Genomic DNA, 20188 nt, shown 5'->3' on the forward strand with positions numbered 1-20188 from the left:
CTTCCAAATCGCGAATGTGTCACCCGACGTCCCTCTCGGGGTATTTTTTCCGTGACTTATCAGGGCGCTGTGTCGATCGTCGGGAGGGTGACACCAGGGTGACACGTGTCACCCGTGTCGCTCCCGTACTGGCTGGGCTTCTGCCATGAGCGAACAGGTCTACATCCGCCCGATCGGCTTCGCGCCGGGTCCGCAGAGCGAGGAGGGCGATGCCGTCCGCCTTGCCGGGGGCCTCGTCTATGCCAGCCGATTCGCGGTGATCCTGCGCAAAGATGGCCGCGTGGTCGGACGATGGCGCGCCTCGCCCGAGAGCATTGCGCAGGTGCTTGGCCAATTGCCCGAAAGCGTGGGTGCGGAGGCGGAGGCGCAGTGGGGCAACCTGCGCAAGTCGCACCCGCCGCTGGAGCTGGGCGCACGAACCGTGCGCCTCGACCAGCCGCAGGTGATGGGCATCCTCAACGTAACGCCCGACAGCTTTTCCGACGGGGGCAAGCATGTGGGCGATCCGGCGGGCACGCGCGATGCGATTGCCGCGATGGTCGAGGCGGGCGCAGGGATCATCGACATTGGCGGGGAGAGCACGCGGCCCGGCGCCGAAGCCGTGTGGGAGGAAGAGGAAATCCGCCGCGTCCTCCCCGCGGTGGAAGCCGCCGCCAGCATGGGCGCGGCGGTCAGCATCGATACGCGCCGGGCGGGCACGATGGAGGCCGCGCTGCAGGCGGGGGCAGTCCTCATCAACGATGTCTCCGCGCTGCGCTACGACCCGCGTTCTGCCGAGCTGGTCGCCAGGACCGGTTGCCCGGTGGTGCTGATGCACGCGCCGGGATCGGGCACCGACCTGCACGCCAAATCCGATCTAGGGGGCGGTGGGTACGAAAGCGTCGTGTTCGACGTGTTCGATGCCTTGCGCGAGCGGCGCGATGCGGCGGTTGCGGCGGGCATTGCGCGCGACAAAATCCTGATCGATCCGGGGCTCGGCTTCGGAAAGTCGCTGGGCGACAATCTCGCGCTGATCAACGCGCTGCCGCTGTTCCATGCGCTGGGCTGCCCGATCCTGTTAGGCGCGAGCCGCAAGCGGATGATCGGCGCGCTGAGCAAGGAAGCGGCGGCCAATGCACGGCTCGGCGGGAGCATCGCGCTGGCGCTCAAAGCGATGGACGCGGGCGCGCACATCCTGCGGGTACACGACGTCCCCGAAACGGTGCAGGCGCGCGATGTCTGGCGCGGGCTTCGCGATGCGGCGCTCACCGATTTTGGCGATTTACCGGGCTAGCACGCTACAGCGTATAGCCGCCGTCGCTGGTCAGCACGGTGCCGGTGGCGTTGGCAGAGGCGTCGGACAGGAGATAGCCGATGTCCTGCGCCAGTTCGTCCGCTGTGGCGAAGCGGCCGCGCGGGGTGGTCTTGCCCATCTGCCCGATCACCGCCTCGCGCCCGTGCTCAGCGAACTGGGCTTCCAGCTCGGGCGAGTTCCAGATCGCGGTGTCGACACCGCCGGGCGCGATGCCGTTGACGCGGATGCCATGCGCAGCGTTCTCCGCCGCCGCAATCCGCGCCATGTGCGCGACCGCCGCCTTCGAGACGCCATATGCGCCAATGCCGGGGATCGGTTTGAGCCCGGTGACCGACGCGGTGACGACCGCACTGCCGCGACCCGCCTTGCGCATCGCCCGAAGCGCGGTGGAAAGAGTGAGGAAAGCGCCATCGAGGTTGATCGCCATAACCCGCCGCCACTCGGCGAATTCGAGCTCTGCCATCTGGCCGCCTGCGCCGATGCCTGCGTTGACCACGGCATGATCGAGCTTGCCGAGCCTGGGTTCGAGAGCTTGCCAGAAAGCTTCGTCGGCCACGTCGGCGGCGTGCGTTTCGACCTCGCAGGAAAGGTCGAGCTTGCTCAACCCATCGCCGTCGAGGTCGATCAGGATAAGGCGTGCGATCCCCTGCCGGTCCAGCCAGCGGGCGCTCGCCGCGCCGATGCCGGATGCGGCCCCGGTGATCAGCGCGGTGCGGTTGGTAAAGTCGTATCCCTGGATCATGCGCCGCGGCTTAGCGCGTTGCGCGCCATTGTCGATGCCCGGGGAGCAAAGGCTGGCGGCTCAGGCCGCCTCGTTTTCCTTGATGTAGCTGTCCGGATCCTTCTCCTCGCGCTCCACGTTCGTCACGTGATCCGCTTCGAAGGCGAGATACTTGATCCCGAGCGCGATGCGTTTTTCGAGCGGCACACGGCGGCGGAAATCGGTGAGGCCCTGGCGTTCCTCTTCGGAAAGGTGCGCGCTGTTCTGGTAGTTCGCCTTGTCGACGCATTCCCACCAGGCGTCCGACCCGACCTCTTCGTTCAGCGCAGCGTCGGCGGCGTTGGCGATCTTGTTGTGATCGTCGATCGCGTCCTCGGTCGTCTCGTCGGCGCTGCCCGAATCGAGTGCGCCTTTGCCGAGTTCGAGCAGGGTGGGGTAGAAATACTTCTCTTCCGCCATGGCGTGCGCTTCGAGATGGTCGCGCAGCCGCTTGAAGATCTTGCCCGCCGAATCGAGGTCGTCGCGCGCCTCGTCCAGTGCGGCAAACCAGCGGCGCTGGCGATCATGGTCGGCAAGAATGCAGTCGACGATATCCATTTGCGGATAGCCCCCGTTTCGAATTTTGAAGATCGAAAGGGAAACGTCGTCTCCCTGTGCCGGTTCCGAGCCGACCGGCGCAGGTCCGCATCAGGCGGCGTTGTCGATGCCCAGATCGCTCAGCTTGCGGTAAAGCGTCGAGCGCCCGATGCCGAGCCGCCGGGCCACCTCGGTCATCCGGCCGCGATAATGCCCGATGGCGAGGCGGATCACGTCGGCCTCGATCTCTTCGAGCGGACGCAGGTTGCCGTCGTCGGTATAGAGCATCACGCCCACCGCCTCCTGCACATGCTGGCCGGTTTCCGCCTTTTCGCCAATCAGTTCGGAGAGCTGCGGGAAGTCGCTTGCGGTGAGCATCTCTGCTTCGCAGAAAACCGCGGCGCGGAAGAGGACGGCCTGCAACTGGCGAACATTGCCCGGCCAGTCGAACGCGCACAGCAGATTGAGCGCGCTGTCGGCAAGGCTCAGATGGCGCAGGCCCGGCTGCTCGCCGATGCGGGCGAGGAAGTGGCGGGCAAGTGCGGCGATGTCGCCGGGTCGCTCGCGCAAGGGCGGCAGGGTGATGCGGGTCGCGGAAATCGCGGCGAGCAGGTCCTGGTCGAACTGGCCCTTCGCAGCGAGCTCGGACAGCGGGCGATTGCTCGCCGAAAGAAGGCGGGTGTCGATCCGGAAGCCATGCTTGGCCCCGATCGGGCGGACGATCCCGTCGTTCAGCGTCGCGGCGAGCCGCGCCTGCTGATCGGGCGAAAGCCGGTCGATCTCGTCGAGCACCAGCGTGCCGGTGTCGCAATGCTGGAGCGCGCCCATCTGGCTCTCGAAAGCCCCGGCGAACGCGCCTTTTTCATGCCCGAACAGCGCCGATTCGATCGAATTGACCGAAACGCCTGCAACATTGACGAGGCGGAAGGGAGCGCGGGCACGCGGGCTGGTGGCGTGGATAGCGCGCAGCAGCATTTCCTTGCCGGTGCCGCTCTCCCCTTCGATCAGGACATGAGAATGCGCGCGGGCAGCCTTGGCGGCGCGGGCAAGCGCAATCCGGAATGCGGGATCGGTACCGATCATCGCATCGAAATCGAGCACCGCCGGCATTTTTTCGGTCAGCGGCTGCAATTCGTTGCGGGTCGCTTCCATGCGGGTGGCGCTGCGCAGCGCGCGCATCAGGCGTTCGGGCGCAATCGGCTTGATAAGGTAGTCGGTGGCACCGGCACGCATCGCTTCCACCGCGAGCAGCGGGCTGGCGCTGGTGGTCAGCATCAGGATCGGCAGGGCCGGGCGGCGCTGTTTCAGTTCGGCAATGAGGTCGCACGCGGCATCGCCGGGCACCCACTGGTCGAGAATGATCGCGGAAAGCTGCATGCCCTGGCGCGTGCCCAGCGTCGCAATCGCCGTCTCGGCGTCGTTCACGACCACGGTGCGCCATCCTTCTCGCGCGGCAAGAGCGGTGACAAGGCGGCTTTGAGCCGGCTCGTCATCGATCAGCATCAGCAAACGTTCGTCTTGATCGGCCATGAACCCCCGCAGAAAGGCCGCACGGGAACCGTCCCATTGCGGTGCAGGGGGATGCACTACCCGATGGCGGTAAAGACCAGATTAAGGACAAGTAGGGCGCCGACACGGGGGAACGGGCGTCAGCAATGTCTTGAGAATGCCGGAACGCGCGGATAGACCGCTCTGGCAATCAGTGCCCAAACCGGAGAATCTATTCGTCATGGCCAACCCGACCGACGCGCCCACCAAGGATATTGAAAAGGCGCGCCACACTTACGAACGCTTCATGGGCACGCTCAAATGGGCGATCCCGGTTATCATGGTGATCGTCTTCATCGTCGTTCTGCTGATCTCTTCCTGAATCGCATGAAGATCGCGGTTCTCAAAGAGCGGGCAGAAGGCGAAACCCGGGTTGCGCTGACGCCCGAGACCGCGAAGAAATTCGTCGCGCTCGGCGCGGATGTCGCGGTCGAGGCAGGCGCGGGCGAAACTGCCTCGATCACCGACGCAGCCTATACCGATGCAGGCGTAACCGTTGGCACGGCAGACCAGGTGGTAAAGGATGCGGGCATCGTGCTTGGCGTCCAGGCGCCTGATCCCGCCTTGCTGACGGGCGCGAAGCCGGATGCGAAGGTGGCCGCGCTGTTCGATCCGTTCCGCGATGGCGCGCGGGTCGATGCCTATGCCACGGCGGGCTTCGAGGCTCTCAGCATGGAGTTCATGCCGCGCATTACCCGTGCGCAGAGCATGGACGTGCTCTCCAGCCAGTCCAACCTGTCGGGTTACAAGGCGGTGATGGCGGCGGCGAACCAGTATGGCCGCGCCTTCCCGATGATGATGACCGCCGCGGGCACGGTGCAGGCCGCGCGCGTCTTCGTGATGGGCGTCGGCGTTGCCGGACTGCAGGCCATCGCCACGGCCAAGCGGCTGGGCGCGCAGGTTTCCGCGACCGATGTCCGCTCGGCCACGCGCGAGCAGATCGAATCGCTCGGTGCCAAGGCGATCTTCGTCGCCGAAGGCGGGATCGAGGGCGAGGGCAGCGGCGGCTATGCCAGCGAGATGAGCGACGAATACAAGGCCGCACAGGCCAAGCTCGTTTCCGAACACATCGCCAAGCAGGACATCGTGATCACGACTGCGCTGATTCCCGGGCGTCCCGCGCCGCGGCTGATCAGCGACGATCAGATTGCGACCATGAAGCCTGGCAGCGTGATCTACGACATTGCTGTGCCGCAAGGGGGCAATGTCGAAGGCGCAGTGGCGGACCAGATCGTTACGCGCCATGGTGTCACGATCATGGGTTACGCCAACACGCCCGCGCATCTTGCACCCGATGCGAGCGCGCTGTTCGCGCGAAACCTGTACAATTTCCTCTCCGCCTTCTGGGACGGTGAGGCGGGCGAGCCGATCCTCGACGAGGAAATCGGCGATGCGGTGCGACTGACCAAAGGTGGCCAGGTGGTGAGCGCGCGTTTGAAGGAGGGGTAAACGTCCGATGGGGGTTTTCAATCAGACGCAGACCACGCCGCAGGGGTTCGTGGACAATCACGGCCACGCGCTGGTCGAAGGCGAAGAGGTCTACTTCGCGTTCCGCACGATTCGTGACTGGATCGCGTTCACCGACTGGCGACTGATCTATGTCGACGTGCAGGGTATCCTCGGCAACAAGAAGGAATACCTGACCGTCCCCTATCGCTCGATCACCGCATTCTCGATCACCAGCGCGGGCACGATCGACATCGATGCAGAGATCGCCGTGTTCCTCTCGGGCCACCCGCCGATCGAATTCAAGGTCGGCAAGTTCACCAATACCGAGGCGCTGCAAAAGCTGCTCGCGTCGCGGATGAACGTTCTCTAGCCTTTTTCTTCGTCAAAGCCGTGCGTTCGCGCGCCTGACCCATCGACAGCGTCGATCCGCCTTGCAATAAGCCCTCCATTCGCTTTCGGCCACGGGGGAGGGCACATGCGACGTAAAATTGCCTGTATGACCCTGCCGGTCGCAATGATCTTCGCCTTGCAGCCAGTTGCCGCGCAGGACGCGCAACCCGGCACAGCCGATGCGCAGCAGCCATCTCCTGTCGAGCAACTGCTCGATATGATGAAGGGGCTGCCCGACCTACAGCCCGATTTCGACACGAGCCAGCCGGTGGTCGGCTTCGGATACCAGATCGTGGATGGCGAGGTCCGGATCGCCAAGGTGCTGGACGGATCGGCGGCCGAGGGCGCAGGTCTGCGCGTGGGCATGATCGTCGAACGGATCAACGGCGCGCGCCTTTCTTCGTTCACACTCGAGGAAATTGCCAAACTGATCGCCGCAATCGACGGCGAACTGACTTTCACGATCCGCGATACCGGCGACGTAAAACTGCGCAAGGCGCCAATCGAACAGCAGGGGAGCTGAGGAAAACTCGCATGGACTTCATTTCGGTTTTGTCGATTTTCGTGCTGGCGTGTTTCGTCGGCTATTACGTGGTGTGGTCGGTCACGCCCGCGCTGCACACGCCGCTGATGGCGGTGACCAACGCGATTTCCTCGGTCATCATCGTGGGTGCGCTGATTGCCAGCGCCGAGGCGGGTAGCGATGTTGCCAAGTGGCTTGGCCTTGCGGCGGTGGTGCTGGCCAGCATCAACATCTTCGGCGGCTTCGCCGTGACCGAGCGGATGCTCGCCATGTACAAGAAGAAGGACAGCAAATGAGCCTTCCTCGCGATGTAGAGCCGCTCGCCGTGCCACCGGGTTCGGATTACGGCATGAGCCATGCGGTCGAGACCGCTGCCACCCACGGGCCGACCAATCCGTGGGTTGCGCTCGCCTATCTGGTGGCGGGGGTGTTCTTCATCCTCGCGCTGCGCGGGCTTTCCAGTCCGGCGACCAGCCGTGCGGGCAATCGCAACGGGATGATCGGGATGCTGATCGCGGTGGTCACCGTGCTCGTCACCCACAGCGTTGCCAATATCGTCGAAATCCTGATCGCCATCGCGATCGGCGGGCTGATCGGCTTCACCATCGCGCGCAAGATTGCGATGACGCAGATGCCAGAGCTGGTCGCAGGTTTTCACAGCCTCGTCGGTCTGGCCGCCGTGCTGGTGGGCCTTGCCGCGTGGATGAACCCCGGCGCGTTCGGCATTCTCGACGCCGCGGGCCAGATTCTGACCGTCAGCCGGATCGAGCTGGGGCTGGGCATCGCCATCGGTGCAATCACCTTCAGCGGGTCGATCATCGCCTTCCTCAAGCTGTCGGGCCGGATGGGCGGCAAGCCGATCATGCTGCCCGGGCGCCATGTCATCAATCTCGGCACGCTCGCGGCCATCATTGCGCTGATCGCGGCCTATACGATGTCCTCCACGGCCGGGCCGGGCGAAGGCTGGATGATTATCGCGGTCGCAGTCCTCGCCTTCGTCATCGGTTTCCTGCTGATCGTCCCTATCGGCGGGGCGGATATGCCGGTCGTGGTCAGCATGCTGAACAGCTATTCGGGCTGGGCCGCTGCGGCGATGGGCTTCACGCTGGGCAACACCGCGATGATCATCACCGGCGCGCTGGTCGGTAGCTCGGGCGCGATCCTCAGCTACATCATGTGCCGCGCGATGAACCGCAGCTTCATCAGCGTGATCGCGGGTGGCTTCGGTGCGGACGACAGCGCGGCTGGCGGCGGCGAGGCGCGCGAACAGCGCCCCTACAAGCAGGGCAGCGCCGACGATGCGGCCTTCATGCTCGAACAGGCGGAAAAGGTGATCATCATCCCCGGCTACGGCATGGCCGTGGCGCAGGCGCAGCACGCGCTGCGCGAGATGGGCGATGTGCTCAAGAAGAAGGGCGTGGACGTGAAATACGCGATCCACCCGGTCGCGGGCCGCATGCCCGGGCACATGAACGTGCTGCTGGCCGAAGCCAACGTGCCCTATGACGAGGTGTTCGAGCTGGAGGATATCAACTCCGAGTTCGCGCAGGCCGACATCGCCTTCATCATCGGCGCGAACGACGTGGTGAACCCGGCGGCGAAGACCGACAAGTCCAGCCCGATCTACGGCATGCCGGTGTTCGACGTGGGCAATGCCAAGCAGGTGTTCTTCATCAAGCGGAGCATGGGCGGCGTGGGCTACGCGGGCGTGGACAACGACGTGTTCTACCTCAACCAGACGACCATGCTGCTGTCCGACGCCAAGAAGATGGTCGAGGAAATCGTGAAGGCGCTCGACTGATGCGCAAGCTTTTGTTGCTGATCCTGCTCGTCGTGCTGGGCGTGGGTGCCTGGCTGTATTGGGGCGGGGGGATGCAGATCGTCACCGAGCGCAGCGTGAAGGTCGCACTGGTCGAGGCAGGCGTGCCGGAGAAACAGGCCGAATGCATGGCCCCGCGCATGGCCGAACGGCTGACCCCGCAACAGCTGCGCAAGCTGGAGCGGGTCGCGCCCGAGGAAGGCGAGGGCAGGCTACCGCGCGACGCGGGTGAAGCGCTGGCGCGTATCCGCCGGGTCGACGATCCCGAAGCGGTCGAGGTGACGGTCCGCGCGGCTGCCGCCTGCACGTTTGGCGGGATCTTCGACAAGCTGTAGCAATTCCTCCCCTCCCCACGGGGAGGGGCCGGGGGTGGGGGAGCGAGGCCAAGCCGAGCGTCCACGCTAACGGGGATACACCCCCTCCCAGCCTCCCCCTCAAGGGGCAGGGGCAGAAGTGGCTCGCAATTCTAGGCCCTTGTCTTCGCTCGATTGCGTGGCACAATGCAACGCATAAGGGAGAGAGACATGATCCGCACGCTTATGGCTGCCACCGCGCTGGCCACTCTTGCTTCGCCTGCGCTTGCCGAAACCATCACCGTCGCGCCCGGGGATGGCGCGCAGGACCGTTTGCAGGAGGCGCTGATCCTCGCCGAACCGGGCGACGAGATCGTGCTGGAGGCGGGCCGGTTCGAGCTGACCGATGGCCTCAGCCTCGATGCCGACGGCGTGACTGTGCGCGGTGCGGGGATGCACGCGAGCGTGCTCGATTTCACCGGGCAGCGCGGTGCGGGTGAGGGGCTGCTCGTCACCAGCGACGGCGTGACCTTGCGCGACTTCGCGGTCGAGAACCCGCAAGGCGACGGGATCAAATCGAAGGGCGCGGACGACATCGTCTACCAAGGCATCCGCGTCACCTGGACCAACGGCCCGGCCGCCACGAACGGCGCCTACGGCATCTACCCGGTCGAAAGCACCGGCGTGATGATCGATGGGTGCGAGGTTTCGGGGGCGTCCGACGCAGGGATCTATGTCGGCCAGTCGAGCAGGATCACCGTGCGCAATTCGACCGCGCGCGCGAATGTCGCCGGGATCGAGATCGAGAACAGCCGCAAGGCGATCGTCGAGCGTAATTTCGTGACCGAGAATACCGGCGGCATCCTGATATTCGACCTGCCCGGCCTGCCGGTGAAGAACGGCGGCGAGGTGCTGGTGCGCAACAATCTGGTGGCCAACAACACCACCGCCAACTTCGCGCCCAAAGGCAATATCGTCGCCAGCGTACGGCGCGGCACGGGCATCATGGTGATGGCGAATGACATCGTGTGGGTTGGCCAGAACCTCATCTACGAAAACCCGACTGCGCCGATTATGGTGATCGCCTACCCGATGGCCTTCGACGATCCCGAGTACAATCCGTACCCCCGCGAGATCACGATCGACTGGAACGAGACCGACGAGGGCGGCACCGATCCGCAGTTCGAAGGCGCGGAGCAGCTGCTTGCCGCATTCGGCGGGGTACTGCCGCCGGTCATGTGGGACGGTCTGGAAGAAACGCCCGACGGCGGCACGCTGATGGTCCACCCGGATATGAAGGGCTGGTCGGTCAATCTGCCTGCGCAGGGCAAGGGCATCGAATCCGCGAACCCGGGGCCGCTCGACGCGGGCCTTATCGGGCAGCCGATCAGCATCGAGGGCTGGGGCGCACCCGAGGCGCTGGAGGCGCGGCTGAAGTGATCCGGCATCTCGGCATTCTTGCGGCCGCCGCAGCCACGCTGGCGGTGAGTGCGGGTGTACAGGCCACGCCGCCACCAGTGGTGCACGATTGGGTGATCCAGTCGGATGCGATCCCGAAGAAGCTGTCCGAATTCGGGTTCTTTCAGGACTGGCGCGGGCGTGAGCCGTCGATGGATGTGGTGCCGTACCGGCTCAACACGCCCCTGTTTTCCGACGGCGCGACCAAGCTGCGCTACGTCTACGTGCCGTCGACCGCCAAGGCCGAGAGTGATGGGCCGGGCCTGTTGCAGCTGCCGGTCGGTTCGGCACTGATCAAGACCTTCGCTTTCGAAGAAGGCGACGATCTGCGGTATATCGAAACGCGCGTACTGCTGCACCGGGCCGAGGGCTGGGTCGCGCTGCCCTACGTGTGGAACGAGGAGCAGACCGAGGCGACCCTGGCGCTGGCAGGCGCGCGGCGAGAGGTGACCACGCCCTATGGCGAGCGGATCAGCTACCGCGTGCCGAACAAGAACCAGTGCAAGGAATGTCACGGGCTCGATGGTGCGGTGACGCCGATCGGGCCGAAGGCGCGCAACATGTCTGCCCAATGGTTGCAATCGTTTCTGGGCGAAGTGCCCGAGGGGGCGGACACGCTGCCGATGTGGGAGGATCGCGAAACTGCGGACCCCGCCGCCGCAGCGCGTGCCTACCTCGATGTGAACTGCGCGCATTGCCACCGGCAGGGTGCGACCGCGTCCAATTCGGGCCTCGATCTTCGGTGGGAGAACGACGACCCGCACGGCTTCGGCATCAACAAGCGACCCGTCGCTGCCGGTCGCGGATCGGGCGGGCTGATGTTCGACATCGTGCCCGGCGATCCCGAAGCCTCGATCCTCGTCTATCGCATGGCGAGTGACGAGCCGGGCGTTGCCATGCCCGAACTTGGCAAGGGAACCGTGCATGAAGAGGGTGTCGAGGTGGTCGAACGCTGGATTGCGGGAATGCCCGCCAAGTGAAGTGGCTCCTGCGCATCGTCCTGCTGATCGTCGCGCTGCTGGTCGTCGCGTTCCTGATCTTCCGCACGCCCGATACCGATCCGGCGGAAATGCGCGCCAAGTATGGTGGCGAGCCATCTCAGTTCGTCGAGATCGGCGATGGCGTCAATGTGCATCTGCGCGACGAAGGGCCGAAGGACGCTCCTGCGATCATCCTGCTGCACGGCTCTAACGCCGATCTGCACACATGGCAGCCATGGGTCGATGCGCTGAAGGGCCGCTACCGCGTGATCCGGTTCGACCAGGTGGGGCACGGGCTGACCGGACCCGACCCGAACAACGATTATTCGGTCGCGAATTTCGTCTCCGATATCGACGAGGTGGCAAACAAGCTTGGCGTCGAAACCTTCGTCCTCGGTGGCAATTCGATGGGCGGGGGCCACGCGGTCGCCTATACGCTTGCCCATCCCGACCGGGTGAAGGGCCTCATCCTGGTCGATGCGAGCGGTGCGCCGATCACCAAGAAATCCAAGGGCAATATCGGCTTCACGCTCGCCCGCACGCCGGTGGTCAACCGGATCATGAATTACGTCACCCCGCGCAGCATGATCGAAAAGTCGCTCCGCGAAACGGTCAGCAATCAGGCGATCGTCACCGACGCGATGGTCGACCGCTATTGGGAGCTGCTGCGCTATCCCGGCAATCGCGATGCCACCCGCCGCCGCTTCTCCGGCAAGTGGAACACCTTTTCGCCAGAGCAGATGGTGAAGATCACGGTTCCTGCGCTGGTTATCTGGGGTGACGAGGATCGACTGATCCCCGTGGAAGCCGGGCTGTGGTACGACAAATACCTCCCGAACAGCCGTCTGGTGGTCTACGATGGCATCGGGCACTTGCCGCACGAGGAAGAGGCGCAGCGGTCTGCCGCCTACGTTGCCAAATGGCTCGACGAAATGAATCTCGCATCCGCAGCAAATTGACCGGCAAAGCCGCGGCGCCGCTATGGACGCAGCGCAAATTTCCTCGGTAAGGTCGGCCATCCCCCACGACCGGATTCGAGGATTGAAGTTTTGCGCAAGTTTGGCCTGATCGGTGGAATGAGCTGGGTTTCCACCGCAATGTATTACAAGTGGATCAACAAGGGCGTGGCCGCGCGCGCCGGGGCGATGGTGTCCGCACCGCTGCTGATCGAAAGCCTCAATTTCGCAGAACTCAGCGGCCTCACGAGCGAGGACGAGTGGGATCGCGCGGCGGAAATCCTTGCCGATTCCGCCAAACGGCTGGAGGCTGCGGGGGCAGAGGCGCTCGCGATTGCCGCAAACTCGATGCACCGCGTCTACGATCAGGTCGCCGATGCGGTCGATGTTCCCGTGCTGCACATTGCCGACGCGGTTGGCGAGAAGATGAAGGCGGAAGGCGCGGTCAACGCGGCGCTGATCGGCACCCGCAACGTGATGACGGAGAGCTTCTATCGCAAGAAGCTGGTCAGCCACGGGATCGACCTGCTGCCGCCCGACATGACGCATGTCGATCGCACCAACGAGATCATTTACGACGAGCTGATGTACGGCAAGGCCAGCCGCAATGCGGAGCGGTTCTTCCGCACGATGATCACCAATCTCGAACAGGATGGCGCCAAGGCCATCGTGCTTGCCTGTACCGAGCTCGACATGGTGATCGACGTCGATGCCAATGTGCTGCCGATCTTCGATTCCGCACGCATCCACAGCCAGGCGGTGGTCGACTGGATCATGGGCGAGGGCGCCTGAGGCACGCGGAAGGGCGGTTGTCCGGTGGCGCGCGGGGGGATAGACGAGCGCGGCATGAGCCGATCGCATCTCGCCGCCGACCCCGCACGCTCGCGCGGGCGCGAATTTCCCGGTACCCCAGATGAAGCGCAAGTCCCTGAAAGCCGGGGGCCGCGCACCGCATTCCAGCGCGACCGCGACCGGATCATCCACTCGATCGCCTTCCGCCGCCTGCGCAGCAAGACGCAGGTGTTCGTCGCCCCGGCGGGCGATCACTATCGCACCCGCCTGACCCACAGCCTGGAAGTCGCGCAGATCGGGCGCGTGATTGCGCGTGCGCTGGGGCTGGACGAGGATTTGACCGAGGCGCTGTGCCTTGCGCATGACATCGGTCATCCGCCGTTCGGCCATGCGGGCGAAGAGGCGCTCGACCGCGCGCTGATCGATCATGGCGGGTTCGATCACAATGCGCAGACGCTGCGCACGCTGATGCGGCTTGAAAGCCCCTACTGCACGCATGACGGGCTTAACCTCAGCTGGGAAGTGCTCGAAGGGCTCGCCAAGCATAACGGCCCGGTCGAAAAGCCGCACTGGGCGCTGGCCGAGCTGGACGACGCATTTCCGCTGGAACTGATGCAGTGGCCATCGCTGGAGGCGCAGGTTGCCGCAGTTGCGGACGACATTGCTTACGACAATCACGATATCGACGACGGGCTCCGCGCAGGGTTTCTCGAACTCGATGACCTGCTGACGCTCGATTTCATCGCCGATCAGTGGCGCGAGGTGGAGCGGCGGTTTCCCCATGCGCCGCGCGACCGGCAGCTGCGCGAACTGGTGCGCGGGCAGATCGGGTGGATGGTCAACGACGTGCTCAGCCACACGCGCTCGGCCACGCAAGGGGTTGAGAATCGTGATGAAATTGCCCTTGCGAACCGCGCGCTCGCAGGCTTTTCACCCGCGCTCGCCGCGGCGGAGCGGCGGCTCAAGGCGTTCATGTACGCCAAGCTCTATTACCATCCCGAGCAGACGGCGACCGCCGACAAGGCCAATACCGTTATTGCACAACTGTGGCAGGCCTATTGCGAAGATCCTGCAAGAATGGGATCGCAGTGGACCAGCACGCTGCCCGACAGCGAACCGCATCGCAGCCGCCATATCGCCGATTATATCGCGGGCATGACGGACCGGTTCGCGCTAGAGCAGGTACGGGAGATTTACGGGTCGGCTCCTGCCGACCTGAGCAATGTGTGAGTGGGGGCACGTTTGAGTGGGGGCTCAGGGGCATTAGATGAGTAGCCGATTTCGTGTGGCGATGGGGGGCGTGAGCGAGCCGATCGGGGAGAGCCTGATCGAACTCGCGCGACACCAGCCGCTGGTCAGGCTGGTGGCGCTGACACTGGGCGAGATCGATGTGCCGCATGGTAGCCGGATGGAGGTCTTCATCGCCGATGCCGATCGCTGGTCGCGCGTCATGCGGGCGATGAAACCGAAGGTCTTCGTCGTCGGGCTGGGGCCTGCGCTCAACCTCGTCGGAAAAGACGACAGCGCCCTTCGTGCCATCGACGATGAGGAAACGGTGGTAGAAATCGCCAAGACCGCCCGCTTCGCCGGTGTCGAGCGATTGATCGCGATCAGTTCCGAAGGGGCGGACCGCTGGTCGCGCGACCGGCACTTGAGCGCCAAGGGCAAGGCTGAGACCGAGCTTTCGCGGCTCGGGTTCAAGCGGCTCGACATCGTGCGCCCCGGCCCGCTGTCGCAAAGCGGCGGAAAGCGGCGGATATCGGCGCTGCGGGGGCGTGGCACCGATGTCGATACCGTGGCCAAGGCGCTGATGACGCTGAGCCTGCGGCGAACGCCGGGCAAGTTCACCCACGACGAAGAAGGGATCGAGCGCGCGGCAGCGATGCTCTCCCGCGCGCCTGCCATGAAGGACGGTGCCGAGCAGCACGCGCAGCAGGGGTAGGGACGATGTGGCAGACGCTGTTCGACATCACCAATGTGGTCGCCCTGATCGGGTGGGCGTTGCTGATCCTGCTGCCGCGCCGTGAGAGTGTGCTTTACGCGGTGCTCTACGGCGCGATCGGGCTGTTATGCGCCTGCTATCTCGTGATGCTGGTCTCGCTGGTCGGCAATCTGGTCGATCCCATGCCGGCGGCAGGCGCGCCGCCCGCGCCCGATTTCGAATATAGTGTGCAAGGCCTGATGGCGATGTTCCGGTCCGAAGGGGCGATCGTGGTCGGCTGGACGCATTATCTCGCGCTCGACCTGATGACCGGTCTGTGGATCGCGCGCGACGCGGACAAGCGCGGGGTGGGGCGCATTATCCAGGTGCCGTTCCTGCTCGCGACCTTCATGGCCGGGCCCGCCGGACTGTTCGGCTGGCTGGTGGCGCGCGCGTTCATCCGTGGGGATGGCGATGGCGCTGGTTGAAGAAGACAGCGCGCAGGTCCGCTTTCCCCCGCCGCTGATCGTGTTCGGCGCGCTGATGCTCGGCCTGGGGCTGGGCGATGTGCTGGAACTTGCGCGGATCGATGTTGCGGCCATGCGCCCGGTCGGTGCCGTGATCGGGTTGCTGGGCGCGGCTATCATCGCCTCGGGGATTCTCGGCTTCGTGCGTGCGGGCAATGATCCCGAGCCGTGGAAGAAGGACACCGCCTTCGTTACCACGGGGCTGTATCGCTTCACCCGCAACCCGATGTATTTGGGGATGGTGCTGGTGCAGCTGGGCATCGCGCTGTTCGCGCAGAGCATTGGCGGGCTGCTCTCCGTCCCGCTGGCGATCCTGCTGGTCGACCGTTTCGTGATTGCACGGGAGGAGCGGCACCTGCGCGCGACGTTCGGGGACGAGTACCGCGCGTACTGCCAGCGCGTTCGGCGGTGGATCTAGGCATGGCGATGCGAGAAAGCCCCGCCGCCCAGCGCAACCGCGGACCGATTGCCGATGTGCTGGCGGACGAGCTGCCGCACGGCGGCCGCGTTCTCGAAATCGCCAGCGGCACGGGCGAGCATGTCGTCCATTTCGCCGCGCGGTTCCCGAATCTCGACTGGCAACCGACCGATCCGCAGGAAGACGCGCACGCGTCGATTGCGGCCTACCGCGATGCCGCCGGGCTCGACAACATTATGCCTCCGGTGGCGCTGGATGCCGCTTCGGTAGAGTGGCCGCTCGATGCAGCGGATGCGATCGTGTGCGTCAACATGGTGCACATCAGCCCATGGGAGGCGACCGAGGGCCTGTTCGCGGGGGCGGCGAGGCTGCTGCCACTGCATGATGGCCCGCTGGTGTTATATGGGCCGTATCTTGAGGAAGACGTGGAAACGGCGCCCTCGAACCTGGCGTTCGATGAGAGCCTGAAGGCGCGCGACCCGCGTTGGGGACTGCGCGAGCTAGCCGATGTGGACGCGCTTGCTGCGCGGAACGGGCTGAGGCGGACGCGGCGCGTTGCCATGCCCGCCAATAATCTGGTGCTGGTCTATCGCCGCAACTAGGCTGCCGGGGGGGGCGATCGCGCCCACCCGGCTGCCAGGGTGATCAGTCGATGGCGTCTTCGCCGGCTTGGCCGACCGATTCGACATCCTGGCCGAGGCCCTTGACGGTGTTGCAGGCGGTGGCGGTCAGGCCGAGTGCGGCGACGCTGACGGCGAGTGCGATCTTGCGGATCATGGCTGTGTCCTCATTCCAGCCGGGCTCCGCGCGCAATGCGCGGCGGTCCCGATTGGGCAGGAAACGGCCTTATGGCACAAGCGGTTCCTCGGGCGGTCGCACGCGCCGGTTTTCCTTGCGCGCCTGCCGGGCGAGGTGCCCTTCGCGCAGCACGATGATCGAGCCGGCAAGGATGATGATCGGTGCGCCGATCCAGGTGGTCGCGGCGGGCAGTTCGTCGAACACCTGCCACCCGTACAGCGTCGCCCACAGCAGCGCGGTGTAGTCCATCACGATGACCGTCGCCGCCGATCCATAGCGCAGTGAATTGGTCAGCAGCAGCTGCGCGGCCGCGCCGCTCAGTCCGATACCGCCGAGCAGCAGCCATGTTTCAGGCGAATGCGCCCTGCCCACGAAGGGCAGCGCCAGCGCGGCCACCGGCGTGGTCAGCAGGCAGAACCAGAAGACGATGCTGGTCGATCCTTCGGTCTTGTTGAGATCCTGGATCTGGATAGAAATCAGCGCGACCATGAAGGCTGCGGCAAGGCCCACGGCAATGCCCTTCGGGTCCACCGGCGTGCCGCCCGGCTGCGTCACGATCAGGATGCCGACGAAGCCGATCGCCACCGCGCTCCAGCGATAGCGACCGATCTTCTCCTTCAGCAGCAGCATGGAGAGGATCACAGCCCAGATAGGCGCGGTGAAGTTGAGCGTGGTCGCCTCTGCCAGCGGCAGCAGGATGACCGCGCCATAGACCAGCGCCATGCCGACGATGCCGAAGGTGCTGCGCACGACATGGGCGCGGAATCGCACCGGTTTCAAAGCAGCGAGGCCCACCGTGGCCGATGCGAAGGCGATCATCACCAGCAGCGTCATCGCCTGCCGCCAGAAGATCATCTCGAACAGGTTAACGCCCTGTTCGCCTGCCAGCTTCACAAGCATCGACAGGGTCGTGAGCGCGAGCGCGGCCAGCAGGCGAAGGCCGATCGCCGTCAGCGGGCGGGATTGGGCAACACCGGACTCCATGCCCCGCTGGTAGAGAATAGCCGTGCGCACGCAAGCCGCGTCGGGGGCGCATTGCCATATTGCGCGCAGATCGCCATCTGGCCGCGCATGGACTGGCTGCACGATCTGGTATTCCTGAGCGACGCGGGGCGCGTTGCGCTGCTGGGCGTCGGTTTCATCCTGCTTGCGCTGGTGGCGATGGTGGCGGAGCGCAGGCGCGGCAAGCGCGCCCGTATCGACCGCGTCGGCTGCATGCCGTGGCTGACGATCTTCCTCGCTGCGGCAGTGATCGGTGGCGGCCTGCTGTCGATGGCGCTCCCCGCGCTGTTGCAGGGGTAGTGCGCGCGCTTGCTAGAGACAGGCTTCCAGGTAAGCCTGGTCGAAGCCGAACTGGCGGGCCTTTTCCAGCGTGTAGGGGCGCAGGCCCTGGCTGCGGAACTCGCCCAGGATTTTGCCGTCTTCGGCTTCGTCCATGTATTCGAACTTGAAGAGTTCCTGCGTCACGATGACCTCGCCCTCCATCCCGATCACTTCGGTGATGTTGGTCGTGCGGCGTGAGCCATCGCGCAGGCGCTTCACCTGAACGATCAGGTCGACGCTTTCCGCGATCTGGCGCGAAATCGCTTCCTTGGGAATCTTGATGTCGCCCATCAGGATCATGTTTTCCATTCGCCCCAGCGCCTCGCGCGGGGAGTTGGCGTGCAGCGTACACATCGAACCATCGTGGCCCGTATTCATCGCGGCGAGCAGGTCGAACGCTTCCGCGCCGCGAATTTCGCCCAGGATGATGCGGTCGGGGCGCATACGCAGCGCGTTCTTGACCAGATCGCCGATGGTAATCGCGCCCTGACCTTCGAGGTTGGGTGGGCGGGTTTCCAGCGGTAGCCAGTGCGGCTGCTGCAAGCGGAGCTCGGCGGCGTCTTCGATGGTCAGCACGCGCTCGCCCGGGTCGATCATCTTCGACAGGGCGTTGAGCATGGTCGTCTTACCCGAGCCGGTACCGCCCGAGATGACCACGTTCATCCGCGAAGCGCCCGCAATCTTGAGCGCGGTCGCCATCTTGTTGTCCATCGAGCCCCAGCCCGCAAGCATGTCGATGGTGATCGGTTTTTCGGAGAACTTACGAATCGAGATCGCGGTGCCGCGCAAGGATAGCGGCGGGACGATCACGTTGACGCGGCTGCCATCCTTGAGGCGAGCGTCGGCCAGCGGCGTGGTCTGGTCGACGCGGCGGCCGACCTGGTTCACGATCCGCTGCGCGATCTGGAACAGGTGCTGTTCGTCGCGGAACTGGATCGGGGCGAGCGTCAGCTTGCCCTTCTTTTCGATGTAGGTCTGGTCCGGCCCGTTGACCATGATGTCGGTCACATCTGGATCGGTCAGCAATTCTTCGAGCGGGCCGAAGCCGAGCAGCTCGTCGATCAGCACCTTCTCCAGCGCGAACTGTTCGCGCCGGTTGAGGGTGATCTTCAGCTCCGCCAGCACTTCCATGATGATCGGACGGAATTCCTCCGCCAGCTCATCCTTGCTCAGCGTCGATGCGGCTTCGGGGTCGATTCGTTCGAGCAGGCGCGGCAGCACCTGCTCCTTGATCTTGTGGACGCTGGCCTCGAAGCCCGAAACCTCTTCCTTCACGTGGATCGCGTTGGAACGCTCGTTCAAGCGGCTCATCGCGTCGGCGTGGCGGTGTTGAGGAGTGGCAGCGGGAGTGGGGGTTGCGGGCGTTTCGCCTGCAGACTGCTGGTCTTCCGGGATCGGCGGGAACTGTTCGCCACCCTCGGACGGGGTCGCCGATTGCGGGCTCCCCTTCATCGGTTTGGCGTTGCCGAATGCTGGACGGCTGCCGGGAGCCATGCCCCCCGGTCCGTTCCTGCGTCCGAAAGCGCTCATTTGTGAAATCCCCCAAAAGCCATGCGGCAACCAACGGTGCGGGGTGAAGGCAAAATGGCCAACACCACCTTTTCGGGGATGGTGAATATGATCGAAACCTTATCAATTCGCTAAGCGGCGCGATGGAGCATTTGCCGTGACGACCTTTGATCGCGTAGAGGGCGGGCGCGGCACGTCCGCCCAACCTGCTCCCTCTTCCGGCCAGACGCGATTGACATGATATCGCGATATGATATCGGAATATCGCAATGACCCGCATCCTCGCCGACCTGCCCGACGACGACATCCAGTGGCTCGACCGCTTGGCGGAAGAGCAGGGCAAGTCGCGCGCGGCCATTCTTCGCGAAGCGGTGAGCGCCTATCGTGCCCGGGACAAGGACTGGCTCGAGCAAGGCTTCGGCCTGTGGGCGAGGCACGGCTTTTCGGAAGACGGGCTGGCCTATCAGGACCGGCTGCGCGGCGAGTGGGACCCGGAAGGCGAGCATGTCGGGAAAGAGCGCGACGCGTGAGCGACATTTTCTTCGACACCAATATCGTGATCGACGCGCTTGCCGACCGGCGGGAGGCGTTCGACGAATTGCGCCGTGCATCGCGCCCGTGGATCAGCCGGATCAGCTGGATCGAGGTGCTCGCGGGCGTTCCGCCGGTCGTCCGCGAGGAGACAGAGCATTTCCTGTCGAACTTCGCGATCAGCGAGGTTTCGGCAGAGATCGCGCGCCGGACGGCGGAACTGCGCTTCCATCGCAAGAGCCTCCTTATTCCGGATGCGATCGTGTTTGCGTCCGCGCAACAGCACGGCGCGATCCTGGTCACTAAAAATACACGCGATTTCCCGGCAGCGATGCCGGGCATACGCGTCCCCTACAGATAGG

The 20188-nt window shown here is 64.8% G+C and carries 26 protein-coding genes; 20 read left to right on the plus strand and 6 right to left on the minus strand.

Annotated features, from left to right (window positions below; translation table 11 throughout):
* The first annotated feature begins 145 nt into the window (after positions 1-145).
* Positions 146-1273 (plus strand): dihydropteroate synthase, encoded by a 1128-nt coding sequence (gene folP, locus AAG591_RS01760; protein ID WP_342529181.1) that lies wholly within the window; start codon positions 146-148, stop codon positions 1271-1273.
* Positions 1274-1277: 4 nt separating this feature from the next.
* Here folP and AAG591_RS01765 read toward each other — a convergent pair whose 3' ends face one another.
* The 3 genes from AAG591_RS01765 to AAG591_RS01775 all read right to left on the minus strand — a co-directional run bounded on the left by AAG591_RS01765 (position 1278) and on the right by AAG591_RS01775 (position 4121).
* Positions 1278-2036 (minus strand): SDR family NAD(P)-dependent oxidoreductase, encoded by a 759-nt coding sequence (locus tag AAG591_RS01765; RefSeq protein ID WP_342529182.1) that lies wholly within the window; start codon positions 2034-2036, stop codon positions 1278-1280.
* Positions 2037-2096: 60 nt separating this feature from the next.
* Entirely contained in the window at positions 2097-2612 is a 516-nt protein-coding gene (locus AAG591_RS01770; protein WP_342529183.1) for a hemerythrin domain-containing protein, read from the minus strand.
* Between the two features lie 90 nt (positions 2613-2702).
* On the minus strand, positions 2703-4121 hold the full coding sequence (locus AAG591_RS01775; RefSeq protein WP_342529184.1) for a sigma-54-dependent transcriptional regulator: 1419 nt from the start codon (positions 4119-4121) through the stop codon (positions 2703-2705).
* A 199-nt stretch (positions 4122-4320) separates the two neighbouring features.
* Between AAG591_RS01775 and AAG591_RS01780 the strand changes: the two genes are divergently transcribed.
* The 16 genes from AAG591_RS01780 to AAG591_RS01855 all read left to right on the plus strand — a co-directional run bounded on the left by AAG591_RS01780 (position 4321) and on the right by AAG591_RS01855 (position 16267).
* A complete protein-coding gene (locus tag AAG591_RS01780; protein ID WP_342529185.1) occupies positions 4321-4461 on the plus strand; it encodes a hypothetical protein in 141 nt (46 codons plus the stop codon).
* A 5-nt stretch (positions 4462-4466) separates the two neighbouring features.
* Positions 4467-5588: an NAD(P) transhydrogenase subunit alpha gene (locus AAG591_RS01785; RefSeq protein WP_342529186.1), complete on the plus strand. Its 1122-nt coding sequence runs from the start codon at positions 4467-4469 to the stop codon at positions 5586-5588.
* Between the two features lie 7 nt (positions 5589-5595).
* A complete protein-coding gene (locus AAG591_RS01790; protein WP_342529187.1) occupies positions 5596-5958 on the plus strand; it encodes a PH domain-containing protein in 363 nt (120 codons plus the stop codon).
* 105 nt (positions 5959-6063) lie between these two features.
* On the plus strand, positions 6064-6501 hold the full coding sequence (locus tag AAG591_RS01795) for a PDZ domain-containing protein (protein ID WP_342529188.1): 438 nt from the start codon (positions 6064-6066) through the stop codon (positions 6499-6501).
* A gap of 11 nt (positions 6502-6512) precedes the next feature.
* Entirely contained in the window at positions 6513-6797 is a 285-nt protein-coding gene (locus AAG591_RS01800) for an NAD(P) transhydrogenase subunit alpha part 2 (protein WP_342529189.1), read from the plus strand.
* Positions 6798-6850: 53 nt separating this feature from the next.
* Entirely contained in the window at positions 6851-8302 is a 1452-nt protein-coding gene (locus AAG591_RS01805) for an NAD(P)(+) transhydrogenase (Re/Si-specific) subunit beta (RefSeq protein WP_342529965.1), read from the plus strand.
* Positions 8302-8655: a hypothetical protein gene (locus AAG591_RS01810; protein ID WP_342529190.1), complete on the plus strand. Its 354-nt coding sequence runs from the start codon at positions 8302-8304 to the stop codon at positions 8653-8655. Before AAG591_RS01805 ends, AAG591_RS01810 begins: the two co-directional genes overlap by 1 nt.
* A gap of 189 nt (positions 8656-8844) precedes the next feature.
* Positions 8845-10053, plus strand: coding sequence for a parallel beta-helix domain-containing protein (locus tag AAG591_RS01815; RefSeq protein WP_342529191.1), 1209 nt, complete (start codon positions 8845-8847; stop codon positions 10051-10053).
* Entirely contained in the window at positions 10050-11051 is a 1002-nt protein-coding gene (locus AAG591_RS01820; protein ID WP_342529192.1) for an SO2930 family diheme c-type cytochrome, read from the plus strand. Before AAG591_RS01815 ends, AAG591_RS01820 begins: the two co-directional genes overlap by 4 nt.
* A complete protein-coding gene (locus tag AAG591_RS01825; protein ID WP_342529193.1) occupies positions 11048-12010 on the plus strand; it encodes an alpha/beta fold hydrolase in 963 nt (320 codons plus the stop codon). Before AAG591_RS01820 ends, AAG591_RS01825 begins: the two co-directional genes overlap by 4 nt.
* 90 nt (positions 12011-12100) lie before the next feature.
* Positions 12101-12799: an aspartate/glutamate racemase family protein gene (locus tag AAG591_RS01830; RefSeq protein WP_342529194.1), complete on the plus strand. Its 699-nt coding sequence runs from the start codon at positions 12101-12103 to the stop codon at positions 12797-12799.
* Positions 12800-12853: 54 nt separating this feature from the next.
* A complete protein-coding gene (locus AAG591_RS01835) occupies positions 12854-14029 on the plus strand; it encodes a deoxyguanosinetriphosphate triphosphohydrolase (RefSeq protein ID WP_342529195.1) in 1176 nt (391 codons plus the stop codon).
* A gap of 37 nt (positions 14030-14066) precedes the next feature.
* Positions 14067-14741: a Rossmann-fold NAD(P)-binding domain-containing protein gene (locus AAG591_RS01840; RefSeq protein ID WP_342529196.1), complete on the plus strand. Its 675-nt coding sequence runs from the start codon at positions 14067-14069 to the stop codon at positions 14739-14741.
* 5 nt (positions 14742-14746) lie between these two features.
* Entirely contained in the window at positions 14747-15208 is a 462-nt protein-coding gene (locus AAG591_RS01845; protein ID WP_342529197.1) for an ABA4-like family protein, read from the plus strand.
* Entirely contained in the window at positions 15195-15665 is a 471-nt protein-coding gene (locus tag AAG591_RS01850; protein ID WP_342529198.1) for a methyltransferase family protein, read from the plus strand. Before AAG591_RS01845 ends, AAG591_RS01850 begins: the two co-directional genes overlap by 14 nt.
* A 2-nt stretch (positions 15666-15667) precedes the next feature.
* Positions 15668-16267 carry a DUF938 domain-containing protein gene (locus tag AAG591_RS01855; RefSeq protein ID WP_342529199.1) on the plus strand — a complete coding sequence of 200 codons (600 nt, stop codon included), beginning with the start codon at positions 15668-15670 and terminating at the stop codon, positions 16265-16267.
* 43 nt (positions 16268-16310) lie between these two features.
* On the opposite strand, the gene AAG591_RS01860 is transcribed toward AAG591_RS01855, so the two are convergent.
* Entirely contained in the window at positions 16311-16442 is a 132-nt protein-coding gene (locus AAG591_RS01860; RefSeq protein WP_342529200.1) for an entericidin A/B family lipoprotein, read from the minus strand.
* A gap of 69 nt (positions 16443-16511) precedes the next feature.
* A complete protein-coding gene (locus AAG591_RS01865) occupies positions 16512-17447 on the minus strand; it encodes a DMT family transporter (protein WP_342529201.1) in 936 nt (311 codons plus the stop codon).
* 87 nt (positions 17448-17534) lie between these two features.
* Between AAG591_RS01865 and AAG591_RS01870 the strand changes: the two genes are divergently transcribed.
* Positions 17535-17765, plus strand: coding sequence for a hypothetical protein (locus tag AAG591_RS01870; protein WP_342529202.1), 231 nt, complete (start codon positions 17535-17537; stop codon positions 17763-17765).
* A 12-nt stretch (positions 17766-17777) separates the two neighbouring features.
* On the opposite strand, the gene AAG591_RS01875 is transcribed toward AAG591_RS01870, so the two are convergent.
* Positions 17778-19316 (minus strand): TadA family conjugal transfer-associated ATPase, encoded by a 1539-nt coding sequence (locus tag AAG591_RS01875; RefSeq protein WP_342529203.1) that lies wholly within the window; start codon positions 19314-19316, stop codon positions 17778-17780.
* Between the two features lie 248 nt (positions 19317-19564).
* Here AAG591_RS01875 and AAG591_RS01880 point away from each other — a divergent pair, with 248 nt between their 5' ends.
* Complete coding sequence (locus tag AAG591_RS01880) at positions 19565-19825, plus strand: ribbon-helix-helix protein, CopG family (protein ID WP_342529204.1); 261 nt, start codon at positions 19565-19567, stop codon at positions 19823-19825.
* Positions 19822-20187: a type II toxin-antitoxin system VapC family toxin gene (locus AAG591_RS01885; protein ID WP_342529205.1), complete on the plus strand. Its 366-nt coding sequence runs from the start codon at positions 19822-19824 to the stop codon at positions 20185-20187. The genes AAG591_RS01880 and AAG591_RS01885 overlap by 4 nt, the downstream gene beginning before the upstream one ends.
* Position 20188 lies beyond the last annotated feature (1 nt).

The sequence above is a fragment of the Citromicrobium bathyomarinum genome (assembly GCF_038594485.1).
Lineage (GTDB): Bacteria > Pseudomonadota > Alphaproteobacteria > Sphingomonadales > Sphingomonadaceae > Alteriqipengyuania > Alteriqipengyuania bathyomarina_A.